13 protein-coding genes are annotated in these 17,248 nt (G+C 73.0%); 5 read left to right on the top strand and 8 right to left on the bottom strand.

Annotated features, from left to right (window positions below; genetic code table 11):
- Positions 1-1,061 (bottom strand): protein kinase domain-containing protein (locus ACWGDE_RS23000; RefSeq protein ID WP_453390882.1); only part of this gene is annotated, 1,061 nt, incomplete at its 3' end.
- Between the two features lie 275 nt (positions 1,062-1,336).
- On the opposite strand from ACWGDE_RS23000, the gene ACWGDE_RS23005 reads away from it, so the two are divergent.
- On the top strand, positions 1,337-5,254 hold the full coding sequence (locus tag ACWGDE_RS23005; RefSeq protein ID WP_453390883.1) for a Pls/PosA family non-ribosomal peptide synthetase: 3,918 nt from the start codon (positions 1,337-1,339) through the stop codon (positions 5,252-5,254).
- Positions 5,255-5,336: 82 nt separating this feature from the next.
- Positions 5,337-6,752 carry a M1 family metallopeptidase gene (locus tag ACWGDE_RS23010; RefSeq protein ID WP_453390884.1) on the top strand — a complete coding sequence of 472 codons (1,416 nt, stop codon included), beginning with the start codon at positions 5,337-5,339 and terminating at the stop codon, positions 6,750-6,752.
- A gap of 37 nt (positions 6,753-6,789) precedes the next feature.
- Here ACWGDE_RS23010 and ACWGDE_RS23015 read toward each other — a convergent pair whose 3' ends face one another.
- From ACWGDE_RS23015 to ACWGDE_RS23045, 7 genes are all read right to left on the bottom strand, one after another.
- Positions 6,790-7,374 (bottom strand): rhodanese-like domain-containing protein, encoded by a 585-nt coding sequence (locus ACWGDE_RS23015; RefSeq protein ID WP_453390885.1) that lies wholly within the window; start codon positions 7,372-7,374, stop codon positions 6,790-6,792.
- Positions 7,375-7,553: 179 nt separating this feature from the next.
- Positions 7,554-8,621, bottom strand: coding sequence for an LLM class flavin-dependent oxidoreductase (locus tag ACWGDE_RS23020; protein WP_453390886.1), 1,068 nt, complete (start codon positions 8,619-8,621; stop codon positions 7,554-7,556).
- Positions 8,618-9,355 carry a GNAT family N-acetyltransferase gene (locus ACWGDE_RS23025; RefSeq protein ID WP_453390887.1) on the bottom strand — a complete coding sequence of 246 codons (738 nt, stop codon included), beginning with the start codon at positions 9,353-9,355 and terminating at the stop codon, positions 8,618-8,620. The genes ACWGDE_RS23020 and ACWGDE_RS23025 overlap by 4 nt, the downstream gene beginning before the upstream one ends.
- A 53-nt stretch (positions 9,356-9,408) precedes the next feature.
- Positions 9,409-10,425 (bottom strand): transporter substrate-binding domain-containing protein, encoded by a 1,017-nt coding sequence (locus ACWGDE_RS23030; RefSeq protein WP_453390888.1) that lies wholly within the window; start codon positions 10,423-10,425, stop codon positions 9,409-9,411.
- 106 nt (positions 10,426-10,531) lie between these two features.
- A complete protein-coding gene (locus tag ACWGDE_RS23035) occupies positions 10,532-11,353 on the bottom strand; it encodes an amino acid ABC transporter ATP-binding protein (protein WP_453390889.1) in 822 nt (273 codons plus the stop codon).
- Positions 11,350-12,309: an amino acid ABC transporter permease gene (locus ACWGDE_RS23040; protein ID WP_453390893.1), complete on the bottom strand. Its 960-nt coding sequence runs from the start codon at positions 12,307-12,309 to the stop codon at positions 11,350-11,352. The genes ACWGDE_RS23035 and ACWGDE_RS23040 overlap by 4 nt, the downstream gene beginning before the upstream one ends.
- A 219-nt stretch (positions 12,310-12,528) precedes the next feature.
- On the bottom strand, positions 12,529-13,584 hold the full coding sequence (locus tag ACWGDE_RS23045) for an amino acid ABC transporter permease (RefSeq protein WP_453390890.1): 1,056 nt from the start codon (positions 13,582-13,584) through the stop codon (positions 12,529-12,531).
- Positions 13,585-14,292: 708 nt separating this feature from the next.
- Here ACWGDE_RS23045 and ACWGDE_RS23050 point away from each other — a divergent pair.
- Genes ACWGDE_RS23050 through ACWGDE_RS23060 form a run of 3 tightly spaced genes read left to right on the top strand, consistent with a single transcriptional unit; the run spans position 14,293 to position 17,194 of the window.
- Positions 14,293-15,456, top strand: coding sequence for an LLM class flavin-dependent oxidoreductase (locus tag ACWGDE_RS23050; protein WP_453390891.1), 1,164 nt, complete (start codon positions 14,293-14,295; stop codon positions 15,454-15,456).
- Complete coding sequence (locus tag ACWGDE_RS23055; protein ID WP_453390892.1) at positions 15,453-16,397, top strand: ABC transporter substrate-binding protein; 945 nt, start codon at positions 15,453-15,455, stop codon at positions 16,395-16,397. The genes ACWGDE_RS23050 and ACWGDE_RS23055 overlap by 4 nt, the downstream gene beginning before the upstream one ends.
- A 44-nt stretch (positions 16,398-16,441) precedes the next feature.
- Positions 16,442-17,194 carry an amino acid ABC transporter ATP-binding protein gene (locus ACWGDE_RS23060; RefSeq protein WP_453390894.1) on the top strand — a complete coding sequence of 251 codons (753 nt, stop codon included), beginning with the start codon at positions 16,442-16,444 and terminating at the stop codon, positions 17,192-17,194.
- Positions 17,195-17,248 lie beyond the last annotated feature (54 nt).

Below are 17,248 nucleotides of genomic sequence, written 5' to 3' on the forward strand. Positions count from 1 at the left end.
CCGGACTCCCGGGCCCTGTTGTCGATGAAGAGAACGGTGCCGGCCACCGTCACCGTGACCGACACGGTGACCGCGATCGGTACGGCGACGCTCGGGGGGAGGAGCCGGAACCACTTGAGCCAGTCCCGGCGGCGCTCATCGGCCGCCGTCGCCGCCACCAACGCGGGCAGCTCGGGCTCGGGCCGGGCCACGGTCGGTCCCGCCGGCGCGTCGAGTTCGCCGAGCGGCCGGCCGGCCGCCGCGCGCCGCGCCGCCGCCGCCATCACGGAGGCGTCGGCGTACCGCTCCTCGGGCTGCTTGGCCAGCGCCCTGGCGACGAAGGCGCGCACCGGCGCCGGGAACTCCTCGGGAAGGGCCGGCACCGGCTCCCTGATGTGCTTGAGGGCGATCTCGACGACCGACTCCCCGGTGAACGGCGGCTCGCCGGTGAGCAGTTCGTAGCAGACCACGCCCGTGGAGTAGAGGTCGGACGCCGCGACGGCACCGAGTCCCTCCGCCTGCTCGGGAGCCATGTAGAGCGCCGTACCCAGCACGGCGTGCGAGTCGGTGATCCCGATGCTGGCCGCGCTGGAACGGGCTATGCCGAAGTCGGTGACCGTGACCCGGCCGTCGTCGCCGAGCATCAGGTTCGACGGTTTGATGTCGCGGTGCGTCACGCCCTGGAGGTGCGCGGCGTGCAGAGCGTCCAGGGCCTGCGCGGCGATGTCGAGCACCTGTTCGGCGGGGAGCGGCCCGCCCTGCGTGCGGACCTCGTTGAGCGGCCTGCCCTCGACGAGCTCCATGACGATGTAGGCGACCATCTCGCCGGATTCGATCCGGCTCTCGCCGTAGTCGTGCACGTCGACGATGCCCGGGTGGCTGAGCGAGGCGAGGACCGTGGCCTCCCGGCGGAAGCGCGCCGCGAACCCCATGTCGTCGAGCAGCGCCGGCAGCAGCACCTTCACCGCGACCTGCCGTCTGAGCACGCCGTCGTCGGCCCGCCAGACCTCGCCCATGCCGCCCCCGCCGATCCGCTCGGCCAGCGTGTACCGGTCCCCGAGGACCGTCCCCCGTCCCCACATGTGCGCCCCGCCGTCCCTGCTTGTCCGCGCTCGGTCAAAGTCGGTCGGGACGAGGGTACTTGGTGCCTGCACGGTCCCCGGGGGCGCGTCGCCGCACGGTCCGCACCGCGCGGCCTCCTTACCGTCTCTTCCCGGCCACGCGCAAGCCTTCTGCAAGAAACTTCCGACCTGCCGACTAGACTGGCGGGTTGTTTGGCGCTGGACCGGAACAACCTGGGCAGACCCGGGCTCCGCCCGGCGACCCGGACGTTTCCGGGAGCGAGACGCGAGGGCCGATGGCAGCCACACCTGAGCGCGGTGAACTCACCCTGCTCGCCGACGCGAGCGCGGACGGCGAGGGCTTCGAGGAGTCCGGCAAGTCCGCCCGGTTCTCCGCCGGGCCCGCCGCCCCGACGCGCACCCTCGTCGACGTCTTCGAGGCCTCCGTACGGGCGTACCCCGACGACCTCGCCCTGGACGACGGCACCGAGCGGCTCACCTACCGGGCGCTGGCCGCCGAGGTCGAGCGCCGCCGGCGCGCCCTCGCGGCCGCCGGGGTGGGGCTCGGCGACCGCGTCGGCGTACGCGTGCCGTCCGGGACCAACGAGCTGTACGTGGGCATCCTCGCCGTGCTCGCGGCGGGCGCCGCCTACGTGCCCGTCGACGCCGAGGACCCGGACGAGCGGGCCGAGCTGGTCTTCGGCGAGGCCGGGGTGCGGGCGGTGCTGGGCGCCGGGCAGCGCATCGAGGTCACGGACCTCGCCGACGCCCCCGTAGCCGCCGCACGGCCCGGTCCCGGGCACGACGCGTGGATCATCTTCACCTCCGGGTCCACCGGCAAGCCCAAGGGCGTCGCCGTCAGCCACCGCAGCGCCGCCGCCTTCGTGGACGCCGAGGCCGCGCTGTTCCTCGCGGAGGACCCGATCGGACCCGGCGACCGGGTGATGGCCGGACTGTCCGTCGCCTTCGACGCCTCCTGCGAGGAGATGTGGCTGGCCTGGCGGTACGGCGCCTGCCTCGTGCCCGTCCCGCGCTCCCAGGTGCGCAGCGGCGCCGACCTCGGCCCCTGGCTCGTGGAGCAGGAGATCACCGTGGTCTCCACCGTGCCGACCCTGGCCGCCCTCTGGGAGCCGGAGGCGCTCAACGAGGTCCGGCTGCTGATCTTCGGTGGCGAGGCCTGCCCGCCCGAGCTGACCCAGCGCCTGGTCACCGAGGGCCGGGAGGTCTGGAACACCTACGGCCCCACCGAGGCCACCGTCGTCGCCTGCGCCGCCCTGCTCACCGGCGAGGAGCCGATCCGGATCGGGCTCCCGCTGAACGGCTGGGAACTGGCCGTCGTGGACGAGTCGGGCGAGCCGGTGCCGATGGGCGGCAGCGGCCAGCTCGTCATCGGCGGCGTCGGTCTGGCCCGCTACCTCGACCCCGCGAAGGACGCCGAGAAGTACGCCCCGCTGGAATCCCTCGGCTGGGAGCGCGCCTACCGCAGCGGCGACCTCGTCCGCGCGGAACCGGAGGGGCTGGTCTTCCTCGGCCGCGGTGACGAGCAGATCAAGCTCGGCGGCCGCCGCATCGAACTGGGCGAGGTGGACGCCGCGCTGCAGGCACTGCCCGGCGTCGCCGGCGCGGCCGCCGCCGTACGCACGGCGCGCAGCGGCAACCAACTGCTCGTCGGCTACCTGGTCACCCAGGACGGCTGGGACCACGCGGCGGCGGTGACACGGCTGCGCGCCGAACTGCCCGCCGCCCTCGTACCGCTCCTGGCGCCCGTGGCCGAGCTGCCGACCCGCACCTCCGGCAAGGTGGACCGGGGCGCGCTGCCCTGGCCGCTGCCCGAACTGGAGACCAGCGGCCCCGCGGAGCAGCTGTACGGCACCGAGGCCTGGCTCGCCGAACAGTGGAGCGAGATCCTCGGCGTGGCCGTCACCGGCGCCGCCGACGACTTCTTCGCGATCGGCGGCAGCAGCCTCGCCGCCGCCCAGCTCACCACCCGGCTGCGCACCCGCTACCCGAGCGCCGCCGTGCTCGACATCTACCAGCAGCCCACCCTGCGCAAGCTGGCCCGGCACCTGGAGAAGTCCGCGCAGGACGACGGCGCCACCCGCACCGTCGTGCCCGTTCCGCCGCGGGCCAAGGTGGTGCAGTCGCTGCTCCTGCTCCCGCTGTTCACCCTGGTCGGCCTGCGCTGGACCGTGGCCCTGCTGGCGCTGGGCAACGTACTGCACCGGTTCGGTTTCTATCCCTGGGCGCCCACCGCCTCCTGGTGGCTCGTCGCCGCCGGCGCGGCGCTGCTCTTCAGCCCTCCGGGCCGCCTCGCGATCGCGGCGGGCGGCGCCCGCCTGCTGCTGCGCGGGGTCAAGGCGGGCCGCTATCCGCGCGGCGGAAGCGTGCACCTGAGGCTCTGGACGGCCGAACAGCTGGCCGAGTACGCCGGCGCGACCTCGCTCAGCGGCTCCTGGCTGGAGCGCTACGCGCGGGCCCTCGGCGCCAAGATCGGCCCCGAGGTCGACCTGCACTCGCTGCCGCCGGTCACGGGCATGCTCAAGCTCGGCCGCGGCTGCGCCGTGGAGTCCGAGGTGGACCTCTCCGGCCACTGGCTGGACGGGGACCGGCTGGAGATCGGCGCGATCAAGGTCGGCGCGGGCGCCGTGGTCGGCACCCGCAGCATCCTCTTCCCCGGCGCGCGCGTCGGAAAGCGGGCCGAGGTGGCCCCCGGCTCCGCCGTCGTCGGGCAGATCCCGACCGGCCAGCGCTGGGCCGGAGCCCCCGCCGGCAAGCTCGGCAAGGCCAAGCGGAACTGGCCCAAGGAGCGCCCGCCGCGTCCGCTGCGCTGGCGAGTCGGGTACGGAGCGGCCGGCTTCTGCCTCACGGCCCTGCCCGTGCTCGCCACCCTGCCCGCGCTGCTCGTGGTGAGCCGGTTCGTACCCGCCGACGCCGGGCTCGTCCCCGCGCTGCGCGGTGCGCTGCTCGCCGTGGTGCCCGGGGCGCTCGCGTACGGGTTCGCGTACGCGCTGCTCCTGCTGGTCTCCGTACGCCTGCTCAGCCTCGGGCTGCGCACGGGGGTCCATCCGACGCACAGCCGGATCGGCTGGCAGGCCTGGACCGTCACCCAGCTGATGGACCTCTCGCGGGAGACGCTCTTCCCCCTGTACGCGGGGCTGATCACCCCCGTGTGGCTGCGGCTGCTCGGCATGAAGATCGGCCGGGGCGCCGAGGTGTCCACCGTGCTCGCGCTGCCGAGCCTCACCACCGTCGGCGAAGGCGCGTTCCTCGCCGACGACACCCTGACCGCCCCCTACGAACTGGGCGGCGGCTGGATGCGGATCGGCCACTCCGAGATCGGCCGCCGCGCGTTCCTCGGGAACTCCGGGATGACCGCGCCCGGCCGCACCGTGCCGGACGACGGGCTGGTCGGCGTCCTGTCCGCCACGCCGAAGAAGGCCAAGAAGGGCAGCTCCTACCTGGGCCTGCCGCCGGTCCGGCTGCCGCGTTCGGCCGCGGACGCCGACCAGAGCCGGACCTACGACCCGCCCGCGCACCTGCTGTGGGCGCGCGGCCTGGTGGAGCTGTGCCGGCTCCTCCCGGTGTTCTGCTCGGCGGCCCTGGCGGTACTGACCGTGGCGGCGCTCTGCGCCCTGGCCGCGGACGGCGCACTGGGGGTCCGGGGAGCCGCACTGCTGTCCGGGGCGGTCCTGCTCGCCGCGGGCGCGGCCGCCTGCGCGGTCTCGGTGGCCGCGAAATGGCTGCTGGTGGGCCGCCACCGGACGGGCGAGCACCCCCTGTGGAGCGGCTTCGTCTGGCGCAACGAGCTCGCCGACACCTTCGTCGAGGTACTGGCCGTGCCGTGGCTGGCCGGATCCGTGCCCGGTACGCCGCTGCTGGCCCTGTGGCTGCGCGCGCTCGGGGCCCGGGTCGGCCGGGGCGTGTGGTGCGAGAGCTACTGGCTGCCCGAGACGGACCTGGTGGTGCTCGGCGACGCGGTCACCGTGAACCGCGGCTGCGTACTGCAGACTCACCTCTTCCACGACCGGATCTTGAGGACGGATACTGTGGTCCTCGGCGAGGGCTCCACCCTGGGCCCGGGCGGAATCGTCCTGCCCGGGAGCACGGTCGGTGCCCGCAGCACGCTGGGTCCCGCCTCGCTCGTGATGGCCGGGGAATCGGTCCCCGCCGACTCCCGCTGGCTGGGCAACCCGATCGAGGCCTGGCGGTCCTGAAGGCGCCGCCGCGGCGCGCCGCCCGGAACGACGGCGGCGGCACTTCGTACGAACACGCACGGCGCAGGGAGCGGAAGCGGCAGTGAACGGCCAGAAGACAGCGGCAACCGACCCGTACTTTCCGGCCAACGGCGACCCCCGTTACCGCGTGCACCGGTACGAACTCGCTCTGGAATACCGTCCCGGCCCCAACCGGCTGGCCGGGACGGCCCGGCTCAGCGCGATCGCCGGCCGGGCGCCGCTCCCCGAGTTCGCCCTCGACCTCGCCGAGTTCAAGGTGGGCCGGATCCTGGTGAACGGCCGGGCCCCGCACTACACCCACCGGGGCGGCAAGCTCCGCATCCGGCCCGCCAAGCCGCTGCCCGCCGGCGCCGCCTTCACCGTGGAGGTCCACTGGGCGGGCAACCCCAAGCCGGTGCGCAGCCCGTGGGGCGGCCTCGGCTGGGAGGAACTGACCGACGGCGCGCTCGTGGCCAGCCAGCCCGTCGGCGCGCCCTCCTGGTACCCGTGCAACGACCGGCCCGCGGACAAGGCCTCGTACCACCTCTCGGTCAACACGCCGTCCGCCTACACGGTGGTGGCCGGCGGCCGCCTGCTCACCAGGACCACGAAGGCCAGTACCACCACCTGGGTCTACGAGCAGTCCGCGCCGACCTCCAGCTACCTGGTCGGGCTGTCCATCGGCATGTACCAGACGGTGCTGCTGGGAGACCCGGGGCTCGGCGGCGTTCCGCAGAGCGCGCACGTACCGGCGCACCTGCTGCCGGGGTTCTCCCGCGACTTCGCCCGGCAGCCCGCCATGATGCGGCTCTTCGAGGAACTGTTCGGGCCCTATCCCTTCGGGGAGTACGCCGTCGTCGTCGCCGACGAGGAACTGGACGTCCCCGTGGAGGCCCAGGGGCTCTCCCTGTTCGGCGCCAACCACGTGGACGGCGTACGCGGTTCCGAGCGGCTGATCGCGCACGAACTGGCGCACCAGTGGTTCGGCAACAGCGTGACCATCGCCGACTGGCGGCACATCTGGCTCAACGAGGGCTTCGCCAAGTACGCCGAATGGCTCTGGTCGGAGCGCTCCGGAGGCCGCGCCGCCCACGAGCTGGCCGCCGCCGCGCACCGGCTGCTCGCCTCGCAGGCGCAGGACCTGCGGCTGGCGGACCCGGGCCGCAAGCTCATGTTCGACGACCGCCTGTACCAGCGCGGGGGACTCGCCGTGCACGCGATCCGCTGCGCCCTGGGGGACGGGCCGTTCTTCCGGATGCTGCGCGAGTGGGCCACCGTGCACCGGCACGGCGTGGTCACCACCGCCGGTTTCACCGCCCACGTCGCCCACTACGCGGCCGAGCCCCTGGACGCCCTGTTCCAGGCGTGGCTGTACGAGCCCGCCCTGCCGCCGCTGCCCTCGCCGCCCGCTTCGCCCGAACGGCCCGCCGCGCCGGCGATGCCCGGGTACCCGCCCACGAACGGCGGGTCCGCGGGCCGGGGCGGGCCCTGGGCGTAGGCCGTCTCTTTCGGATCAGGCCGGGCCCGGTCTCGGGTCAGGCCCGGGGTTCGGGGGCCAGGGGCGGGAGCGGGGCCGACGAGGGCGCCTTGCCGCGCCGGTTGAACGGCAGCGCGCCGAGTACGACCGCCATGCCGCAGGTGTTGGTGAGGGCGGAGAAGACCAGGCCGGCCGCGATCCCCGCGGACAGCAGCTGGAAGGCCGGGTGGACCAGCAGACCGAGGGCCAGGCCGAGCAGGACCACGGCGCCCGCCGTGAACCGGACCTGGCGCTCCATGGCCCACACGGCCCGCTGCCGGCCCTGCGGATAGTCCAGCGCGTGCCCGGCGGCCACCCAGGCGGTGGTGCCGCCGGCGAGGCTCGACGCGCCGACGCCGTGGGACGCCAGGGTGGCGACGGCGTTCTCCGACCGGGCGCCGGAGGCGCACACGACCAGGAGGGGCTTGTCCGCGGCGGCCTCCCGGAGCTCGGGCAGCGCCTTCGCGAGGCGGTCGAGGGGGATGTTGACGGAGTCCGGCAGGTGGCCGGTCGCGAACTCGCCCGGAGTGCGGACGTCGACGACGGTGAGCCCGTGGAGGCGGGGGAACGCCTCGCTCACGTTCAGGGCGGCGGAAACGCTCATGGCGGATCGTGATCCTTGGCAGAGGGGGGCGGCCCGGGCGGACGACCGCGGGCACGTGCCGGGGAGCCTAGATGCGGCGGCGCCCGCGCGGCAGCCGCCGGGCGGGACTGCCACACGGTTGCCACGTTGCGGCAACAACGACCCTCCGGGCCACGGGTCGCGCCCCCAGGGCGGGGTCCTCACACCGAGGCGGAGGCGGAGGCGGCGGAGGGGAAGACGGGGTCCGGGATCGAGGCGCGCAGCACCGGCGCGACCCGTGACTGGAACAGTTCGAGGGAGGCCCGGTGCTCCGCGACGGTGAGCCCGCCCGGTTCGGCCTGGAGGTGCAGGACCGTGTGACCGAACTCCTCGTGGTAGCGGTGCACCTTCTCGATCACCTGCTGCGGACTGCCGATCAGGGCCGAACTCCGCTCGACGAAGTCCTCCAGGGTCGGGAAGACCGGCTCCAGGCCCTGCGCCGCGTGCGCGGCGAGGTACCGCGCGAACGCCGGCCGGTACGCGGCCACCGCCCGCTGCGAGGTGGGCGCCGTGTGGAAGCCCGCCGTGCCCGCGCCCACGACCGCGTGCGCCGGATCGTGCCCGTAGTGCTCCCACCGCTCGCGGTAGTGGCGGATCAGCTCGGCGTACGGACCGATCGGGTGGGTGACGTTCGCCGAGAAGAGCGGGTCGCCGTGGCGCGCCGCGAGATCGACCGACTCCCGGCTCGTGGCGCTGCCGTGCCAGACCCGCAGGGTCCGCTGGTACGGCCGGGGCAGCACCTCGGCACCGGTCAGCGCGGGCCGGAAGCGCGGCCGCGCGGTCACCTCGTCCTCGTGCCAGATCCGGCGGAAGAGCTCGTAGCCCTCGGAGTTTCGCTCCCACTGGTCCTCGGGGCTCACGTCGAACAGCTCGCGCTGCGCCGTGCCGTTCCCCTTGCCGATCATCAACTCCAGCCGGCCGTCGCTCAGGTGGTCGAGGGTCGCGTAGTCCTCGTACGCCCGCACAGGGTCCAGCAGGCTCAGGGTGGTCACGGCCGTGTACAGGCGGATGCGGCGGGTCAGGGCGGCGATGTGGCCGAGCACCACCGGCGGCGAGGACGACAGGAACGGCCGCTCGTGGCGCTCGCCCACGCCGAAACCGTCGAAGCCGAGCTCCTCCGCCAGCAGCGCGGCCGAGACGACCTGCCGGAACCGTTCGCGGGTGGGCGTCGGGGCTCCCGTGACCGGGTCCGTGGAGTCCGCTATCAGGGTGATGGCCAGGAACTTCACGAGCGGCCCCCACGGTCGGCGGCCGGTGCCCGCAAGGCCGTGAACGAAGGCCTGCGGCGCACGGCGAAACCGATCGACTCGTAGAGCCGGATCGCGTCGGCGTTGCTCGCCGCCGTGTGCAGGAACGGTACGTCTCCCCGGTCCCGGATCCCCGCGGCGACGGCACGCACCAGACGCGTGGCCAGGCCCCTGCCGCGGTGGCCGGGGCGGGTGCACACCGCGCTGATCTCCGTCCAGCCGGGCGGGCGCAGCCGTTCCCCGGCCATTGCCACCAGCCGGCCCCGATCGCGGATGCCGAGGTAGGTGCCCAGCTCGACGGTGCGGGGCAGGAACGGCCCGGGCTTCGTCAGCTCGATCAGTTCGAGGACCTCGGGCACGTCGGCCGGTCCCAGCCGCACCACCTCGGGGGCCGGCTCGGCGCGCAGTGCGACGTCGACCAGCTGGACGCCCTCCACCGAGCCGACGGTCTCCCAGCCGTCGGGCGGGGTCAGCACCCCGGCGAGGGACACGGTGCCGCCCGCGCCGACGAGCGAGCGCAGCGCGTCCCAGGAGCGGTGGTCGTCCGGATCGGCGATCGCGGCGAACGGCGCGACATCAGGGACGTAGCGGGCGGCGTGTGCGGCGCCCGCGCCGCCGGCCCGCTCGGCGAAGGCCGCGTGCGGGCCGGACAGCGAGGCCCAGGCCGGGTTGTCGAGGACGTGCGGGGTCACCGACGCGTGGGTGGCGGTGCTCATCGGGGCGGAACCCTCCTTCGGTGGGGCGGCCCGGGCCGGGACGGCCCGCGGGCTCAGGAGTTGGTGGTGGGCAGCCCGGGCGGATTGACCGCCGGGGCGGTCACGGCCTCGTTCGACAGATTCCACGCGGTGAGGAGCTGCGCGTACTGGCCGTTCTTGACCAGGCGGTCGATCGCGTCCGCCACGGGCTCGGCCAGTCCGCTGTCCTTCTTCGCCGTCGCGGCGATCAGCCCCTGGAGGGTCTCGCCGGCCCCGGAGAACGAACCGGCGTTGCGGGTCGGGGCGTTGCCGCTCGCGGTCTGCGTGATGTGGTACGCGACCGCCGGGTTCGGGCCGAAGTTGAGGTCGATCTTCTTGCCGCTCAGCGCCAGGTAGGCGCTGTTGGCGTCCGGGAAGTACTTGACCTCGACGTCCTTACCCTCGGACTGCAGCTTCTTCTGCCACTCCAGGAGGATCTTCTCCTGGTTGGTGCCCTTGCTGACGGCCACCGTCCTGCCCGCGAGGTTGCGGTAGTCGCCGCCGAAGTTCCAGGTGCTCTCCTTCAGCGCCTCGAAGGCCAGGTTGTCCTGCCGGTAGGAGGCGAAGTCGTACTTCTTCTTGCGCTCCTCGGTGACCGTGACGTTGGAGAAGGCCACGTCGACCTTGCCGCTGTCGATCCCGACGAAGAGGTTCTCCCAAGTGGAGTTCTTCACCACGGGCTTGAGCCCCAGGGTCGCGGCGACGAGCCGGCCGAGGTCCGGCTCCGCACCCGTGAGGGTCTTCTGGTCGGTGCCGACGTAGGCGAGCGGCGGGAAGCCGGCGGGCAGGGCGCCGACCCCGATGACCAGCTCGCCGCGGTCGCGCACGGCCTTCGGGAGCTGCGCGCGCAGGGACTCGACGACCGGGACGGACAGTTCGGCCTGCTGGGCGGCCCCGTTGGAGACGGCGCCGACGGTCACCTTGTCGGACGTGCGGCCGCTGGCCTTCGCGTCGCCGCCGCACGCGGTGAGTCCGCTCGCGAGGGCGACGGCGGCGGTCGCCGCGCCGAGGCCGCGAACGAGTCTGGTGCGCAGGGTGGACTGGCGTTGCATGGCTTTCCTTTGCGGTTGTTCGGTGAAGCGGGGAAGGGGTGTCGGGCCCGGGGCGGCCGGTGGCCGGTGGCCGGTGGCCGGTGGCCGGTGGCCGGTGGCCCGCGGCTCACAGGACCTTGCTGAGGAACTCCCGCGTCCGCGGGTGCTCGGGACGGTCCAGCACCTGCGCGGGCGGGCCCTGTTCGACGACGCGGCCCTCGTGGAGGAAGACGACCTCGTCGGCCACCTCGCGGGCGAAGCCGATCTCGTGGGTCACGATCACGAGGGTGGTGCCGCCCGTGGCCAGGTCCTTGATCACGGACAGCACCTCGCCGACCAGCTCGGGATCGAGCGCGGAGGTGGGCTCGTCGAAGAGGATGACCCCCGGCCGCAGGGCCAGGGCCCGCGCGATCGCCACCCGCTGCTGCTGCCCGCCGGACAGCTGTCTCGGGTAGGCGCCCGTACGGTCCCCGAGCCCGACGCGGTGCAGCAGTTCGCGCGCCAGTGCCTGCGCCTGCGGCCGGGGGAGCCGGCCGGTGGCCACCGGGGCGGCGGCGACGTTGTCCAGCACGGTCAGGTGCGGGAAGAGGTTGAAGTTCTGGAACACGAAGCCGATCCGGCCGCGCTGGGCGAGGATCGCCCGTTCCCCCAGCTCCTTGAGCCGGCCCCCGTGCCGCTGGACGCCGATCAGCTCGCCGCCGACGCTGACGTGGCCGGCCTCGGGCTTCTCCAGGTGGTTGAGGACCCGCAGCAGAGTGGACTTGCCGGAGCCGGAGCGGCCCAGGATCACGGTGACCGTGCCCGGAGCGACGGTCAGGCTGATCCCGTCGAGGACCCGCCGGCCGCCGAACGACTTGTGCACGTCGTGCACTTCGATGGCGGCGGGCCGCGAGGCGGCGGCTCCGACGGAGGCTCCTGCGGCGGCCTCGGCGCTCACGGTTCCCGTCATCGGGCGGTCTCCTTGCGGAAGCGGTCGCGCAGGTCGCGCAGACCCGCGCGGGCCCGCTGGAGGGGAGTGGGCGGCGCGGTGCGCAGAGCCCCGCGGGCGTAGTACCGCTCCACGTAGAACTGCACGGCGGAGACCAGGCTGGTGAGGATCACGTACCAGACGGTCGCCACCAGCAGCAGCGGCACCACGTCACCGGGATAGGTGCTGGCCAGGCTCTGCACCGAGCCGAACAGGTCGAGCAGCGACACGTAGAAGACCAGTGAGGTGGCCTTGAGCAGGCCGATCAGCTGGTTGACGTAGGAGGGCACGATCGAGCGGAGCGCCTGCGGGAACACGATCCGGGCGAACTGGTAGCGCCGGGACAGGCCCAGGGCCGCGGCCGCCTCGTGCTGGCCCTGGTCCACCGAGAGCACGCCGGCCCGGACGATCTCGGCCGCGTACGCCGCCTCGCTGAGGCTCAGGCCGACCACCGCGACGACGATGTCCGTGGCGAGCCGCGACTCGTCGAAGGTGAAGAACGCGGGACCGAACGGGACCCCGATGCTCAAGGTGGGGTAGAGGGCGCTGAGGTTGTAGAGGAAGAGCAGGACGACGATCAGAGGCACGGAGCGCAGGAGCCAGATGTAGGTCCAGCTCGCCGACCGCAGCACCGCGTTGCCCGAGAGCCTGCAGAGGGCGAGCAGGACACCGCCGGCCAGGCCGAGGACCGCGCTGTACGCGGTGACCTGGAGGGTGATCAGCAGCCCTTCCAGGACGACCGGGCGGACGAACCAGTAGGCGAACCGGTCCCATTGGTAGAAGGGATTGGTGATCAGCCCGTGGGCGGCCTGGGAGACCAGCACCAGTACGACGGCGCCGGCGACCCACCGCCCGGGCCGGCGGAGCGGGAGGACCCGCTCGGCCGGCCCCGGGGGCCCGGGCGGCCCGGAGGGGCCGGCGGGCGCGGAGAGGAGCAGTGAATCGGTCAAGGACACTCCAGCGGCTTCGAAACAGTGCGCGGAATCGAAAAGCAGCCGTCATGCCGGACAGGAGAGGCCGCCGATATCTTTATCTGCGGCGTAAGCTAGGCAGCCCCGAGAAGGAGTGTCAACGGCATCGATATCGGGACGGGCGAAATCGCGTTCCCATTTCATCCGCCGTACACACAACGCCTCTTGGTGAAATGAAACGGATACTCAGCGGCCGCCCGGCGCGGTCGCCGAATGCAGTCGCCCGCGCAGGACCGCCAGTTGGAGGCGCAGCCGCTGCAGCGGGGTGGGCGGCAGGTCGCGGGAGGTGCCGCGCGCGTAGTACCGCTCGACGTAGAACTGACCCGCGCCCAGCACGGTGGTGACGGCGACGTACCAGAGCGTGGCCACCAACAGCAGCGGGATGACCTGGTAGTTCTGGTTGTAGACCAGCTGCACCGAGTACAGCAGGTCGTGCACGGCGAGCACGCTGACGATGCTGGTTCCCTTCAACGTGCCGATCAGCATGTTCCCGGCGGTCGGCACGATCGAGCGCATCGCCTGCGGGACCACGATCCGGCGCAGGGTGCGGCGCCTGGTCAGCCCCAGTGCCTGCGCGGCCTCGGTCTGGCCGGGGTCCACCGAGAGGATGCCGCCGCGCACCACCTCGGCGGCGTAGGCGCTCTCGTGCAGGGTCAGGCCGACGACGGCGGTGAGGGTCGGGCCGAGCAGGTTCACGGTCTTGACGGAGAACAGCTCCGGTCCGTACGGGATGCCGAGCCCGAGCGTGGGGTACAGGGCGCCGATGTTGAACCAGAACAGCAGCTGGACCAGCAGCGGGGTCGACCGGAAGATCCACACGTATCCCCAGCTCAGGGTGCGCAGGACCGGGTTGCCCGACAGTCGCATCACCGCGAGGACGGTGCCGAGCAGGAAGCCGAGCACCATCACCACGCCGGTCAGCCACAGCGTCAGCAGCAGCCCGTCGAGCACGGCCGTGGTGGTGAAGTACCGGCCCACGACGTCCCATTGGAAGGCCTCGTTGCGGATGACCGAGTTCAGCACCAGCGCGAAGAGCAGCAGTGCGACGGCGGCGGACAGCAGGCGGCCCACGCGCCGGCGCGGCACGATCGGCGGCGGGCCGGTATCGGTGTCCCAGGTGCCGAGGGCTCCCGGGTACGGGTGCTTCGCGACGGGCCCGCCGCCCTCCGGTTCGGGGGCGGCGGGGAAGGCGGCGGACTCGGAGACGTCGGAGACGTCGGAGACGTCGGAAGGGGTGGCCATGGAGGCTCTCCGGGGAAGGGATCGGCGGGTGGGGACGACAGCCCGGCAGCGGCAGCGGCGGCGGCAGCGGCGGCGCGCGAAGGCGCGGCACGGGTCCGCGTCGCCGCGGACCGCCGGAATCCGGTGCTCGTGTCGTCACGCCCGCCGCGTCCCTCAACGCGGCCGGAGGGGCTTCCGCACGCGGCGGAGCCGATCCGCCGCCGATCGTATGTGCCTGCGCCGCGGCCCTGTCAACCGTGCCCGGCCGGACCGACCCGGACACGTCCGGCATCCGGGCCGTTGCTTGACGAAGAGCGTCATGTGCTGTTCAAGTAGTCGCATGAACGCCCATCAGCGCCTGGTTTCGCGCGACTACATCGACTTCGGTCGGGTGTGGTCCGCGGCCTGTTGCGCCTGACGCGGCAGCGGGCTGTCTGACCGGCCCTTCCCTCCCTCGGTGACCCCGTCGCGGGCCGAGCTCTCCCTTCGCACCGCCGCCTCGCCCGGGCCGTGACCCGCGCGAGGACGCGCTGCCGCGAGCCCGGACGTGCGCTGCCGCCCCACCGGAATTCCCGACGCCCTCGCGTCGTCACGCCCGCCCTCGCGTCGTCACGCCCACTCGATCCACGCCGAATGCCGCATTCGGCGGATTCTCGTTCACCGCTGCACGGGCGGTCGTTCAGCCCTGCCCGCAATTCGTTCAGCGGCACCTCCCGAAAGGCCATTTCCATGCCCGTGGAATTCCTCGGCATAGCCGCCACCAACGACGGCTCCGAAACCACCGCGCGCTCCGGCGCCGCTTTCGACAAGGAGTACACGCTCCGGCTCGCCCGGGCGCACGAGGACCACGGCTGGGACCGGGTGCTGTTCGCCTACGGTTCCGGAAGCCCCGACCCCGCGCCGGCCGCCGCGTACATGGCGAGCAGGCTGGACCGGCTCCAGATCCTGCTGGCCCACCGGCCCAACGTCTCGTACCCCACCTTCGCCGCCAAGACCTTCGCGACGCTCGACCAGATCAGCGGGGGCCGGCTGGCCGTGCACTTCATCACCGGCGGCAACGACCACGAACAGGGCCGCGAGGGCGACACCCTCTCCAAGGACGAGCGCTACGCCCGCACCCGCGAGTACATCCGCATCGTCAAGAAGATCTGGACCACCCGCGAGCCCTTCGACCACGAGGGCGAGCACTACCGCTTCCACGACTTCGTGAGCGACGTCTTCCCCGTCCAACAGCCGCGCCCGAACGTCTCGTTCGGCGGTTCCTCGCCCGCCGCGTACGCCGCCGGAGGCGCGGAGGCCGACGTCTACTGCCTGTGGGGCGAGCCGCTGGAGAAGACGGCCGAGCAGATCGAAGCCGTACGGGCGGCCGCGCGGGCCGCCGGCCGCACCGACGTACCGCGCATCCAGGTCGCGTTCCGCCCGATCATCGCCCCGACCGAGGAACTGGCCTGGGAGAAGGCCCACCGCACGGTCGGCGCCATCAAGGAGCACCGGCGCGCAGGCCTCGCGCGACGCCGCCAGGGCGGGGTCCTGGAGGCCCCGGCGCCCCAGAACACCGGATCGCAGCGCCTGATCGCCATCGCCGAGGCGGGGGAGCGCTACGACCGCGCGCTGTGGACCCCGACCGCCGCCGCCACCGGCGGCGCGGGCAACTCCAACGCCCTGGTCGGCACACCGGAGACCGTCGCCCAGGCGCTGTTGGACTACCACGACCTCGGCGTGGACATCCTCTCGGCCCGCGGCTACGACCTGCTGGGCGACGCCGTCGACTTCGGCCGGTACGTGATCCCGCTCGTCCGGGAGGAGGTCGCCAAGCGCGACGCCGCGCGGGCGGGCGCGGGCACGGCCGCGGCCGGCGCATCGGCCAAGACCCTCGAGGCGGTGCGCGGATGAACCGCGCAGCGCGCACCGCGGCCGTCCTCGCCCTCGTCCTCCTGCCCCTGACCGCGCTGACGGCCTGCGGCTCCGGCGAGGTGGCCCCGGCCGCGGCCGGGGCCCAGGTCTCTCCCGCACCGGCCGACGATCCGGTGTCCGGCGTACGGACCGTGGACGCGATCGCCGCCCTGCTCCCCGACGAAGTCCGCAAGGCGGGCACCCTGCGGGTGGGCGGCTCCGTCGGCTCCCCGCCCTCGGCGTACTACCCGAACGGGCAGGACAAGCCGCCCGCCGGCCAGGACATCGACATCGCCGACGCCGTGGCCAAGGTCCTCGGCGTGAAACTGGAGCGCCAGGACGCCTCCTTCGAGACGATCCTGCCCGCCCTGGGCAGCGGCAAGTACGACTTCGGTACGGGCAACTTCGGCGTCACCACCGAACGGCTGAAGACCATCGACTTCGTCACCTACATCAACGACGGCCAGGGTTTCGCGGTCAAGACGGGCAACACCGCGCTGACCACCCAGGTCTCCGACCTCACCCAGCTGTGCGGACGGATCATCGGCACCGGGGCCGGCACGACCTTCGAGAAGACCCTCACCGCGAAGAAGGACGTGTGCACGGCGGCGGGCAAGAAGCCGTACGAGGTCAAGGTCTTCTCCGAGTCCGGCGCCGTCACCACGGCCCTGCAGCAGGGCCGCATCGACGTGGTCATGTCGACGATCAACGGCCTGCGGTACCAGGCGGCGCAGCCGGCCGCGCAGACCACCTTCCTCGGCGAGTACCACCGCCTCGACGTCGGCTTCGCCTTCAAGAAGGGCTCCGCGCTCACCCCGGCCTTCCAGGCCGCCGTCAACGAGCTGATCAAGAACGGCACTTACGCCCGGATCCTGAAGAAGTGGGGCACCACCGCCTCCGCGATCGACACCTCGCAGACCAACCCGGCCGAGCACGCGTGAGCGAGGTCGTGGAGGAGGTCGCGAGCGAGGTCACGGGCGAGGCCATGGTCGAAGTCCGCGGGGTCCACAAGAGTTTCGGGCCGCTCGAGGTGCTGCGCGGAGTCGACCTGCGGGTGCGCGCCGGTGAGGTCACCGTGATCCTCGGCCCCTCGGGCTCGGGGAAGTCCACGCTGCTGCGCACCATCAACCACCTGGAGAAGGTCGACCGGGGCTGGATCAGTGTCGACGGCGAACTCATCGGCTACCGGGGCTCCCGCGGCAAACTGCACGAGCTCAAGGAGAAGGAGGTGCTGAGGCAGCGCACGCACATCGGGTTCGTCTTCCAGAACTTCAATCTCTTCCCGCACCTCACCGTGGAGGAGAACCTCGTCGAGGCCCCCGTTTCCGCGCTGGGCCGGTCCCGGGAGGAGGCGCGGGAGACGGCCCGCCGGCTGCTGGAGCGCGTGGGCCTCGCCGACAAGGCCGATGCCTACCCGCGCCGGCTGTCGGGCGGGCAGCAGCAGCGCGTGGCCATCGCCCGCGCGCTCGCCCTCGAACCCAAGGTCCTGCTCTTCGACGAGCCGACCTCGGCGCTCGACCCGGAACTGGTCGGCGAGGTCCTGGACGTGATCAAGGACCTGGCCCGTGCCGGAACCACCATGATCGTGGTGACGCACGAGATCGGCTTCGCCCGGGAGGTGGCCGATACCGTCGTGTTCATGGACGGCGGGGTCGTCGTGGAACAGGGGCCGCCCGGAACCGTCCTGGACCGCCCGCGGCACGAGCGCACCCGCGCCTTCCTCGCGAAGGTGCTCTGACCACCGGCCGCCCCGTGTTCCATCGGCGGAGCCCCCTCCGGGAAGCGTGAGCGC

The organism is Streptomyces sp. NPDC054956, from assembly GCF_053609185.1.

Coding starts and splice junctions, on each gene's coding strand:
- ACWGDE_RS23035 (WP_453390889.1), bottom strand. CDS start 11,353: ATGACGGGAACCGTGAGCGCCGAGGCCGCCGCAGGAGCCTCCGTCGGA.
- ACWGDE_RS23060 (WP_453390894.1), top strand. CDS start 16,442: ATGGTCGAAGTCCGCGGGGTCCACAAGAGTTTCGGGCCGCTCGAGGTG.
- ACWGDE_RS23030 (WP_453390888.1), bottom strand. CDS start 10,425: ATGCAACGCCAGTCCACCCTGCGCACCAGACTCGTTCGCGGCCTCGGC.
- ACWGDE_RS23015 (WP_453390885.1), bottom strand. CDS start 7,374: ATGAGCGTTTCCGCCGCCCTGAACGTGAGCGAGGCGTTCCCCCGCCTC.
- ACWGDE_RS23005 (WP_453390883.1), top strand. CDS start 1,337: ATGGCAGCCACACCTGAGCGCGGTGAACTCACCCTGCTCGCCGACGCG.
- ACWGDE_RS23055 (WP_453390892.1), top strand. CDS start 15,453: ATGAACCGCGCAGCGCGCACCGCGGCCGTCCTCGCCCTCGTCCTCCTG.
- ACWGDE_RS23025 (WP_453390887.1), bottom strand. CDS start 9,355: ATGAGCACCGCCACCCACGCGTCGGTGACCCCGCACGTCCTCGACAAC.
- ACWGDE_RS23050 (WP_453390891.1), top strand. CDS start 14,293: ATGCCCGTGGAATTCCTCGGCATAGCCGCCACCAACGACGGCTCCGAA.
- ACWGDE_RS23045 (WP_453390890.1), bottom strand. CDS start 13,584: ATGGCCACCCCTTCCGACGTCTCCGACGTCTCCGACGTCTCCGAGTCC.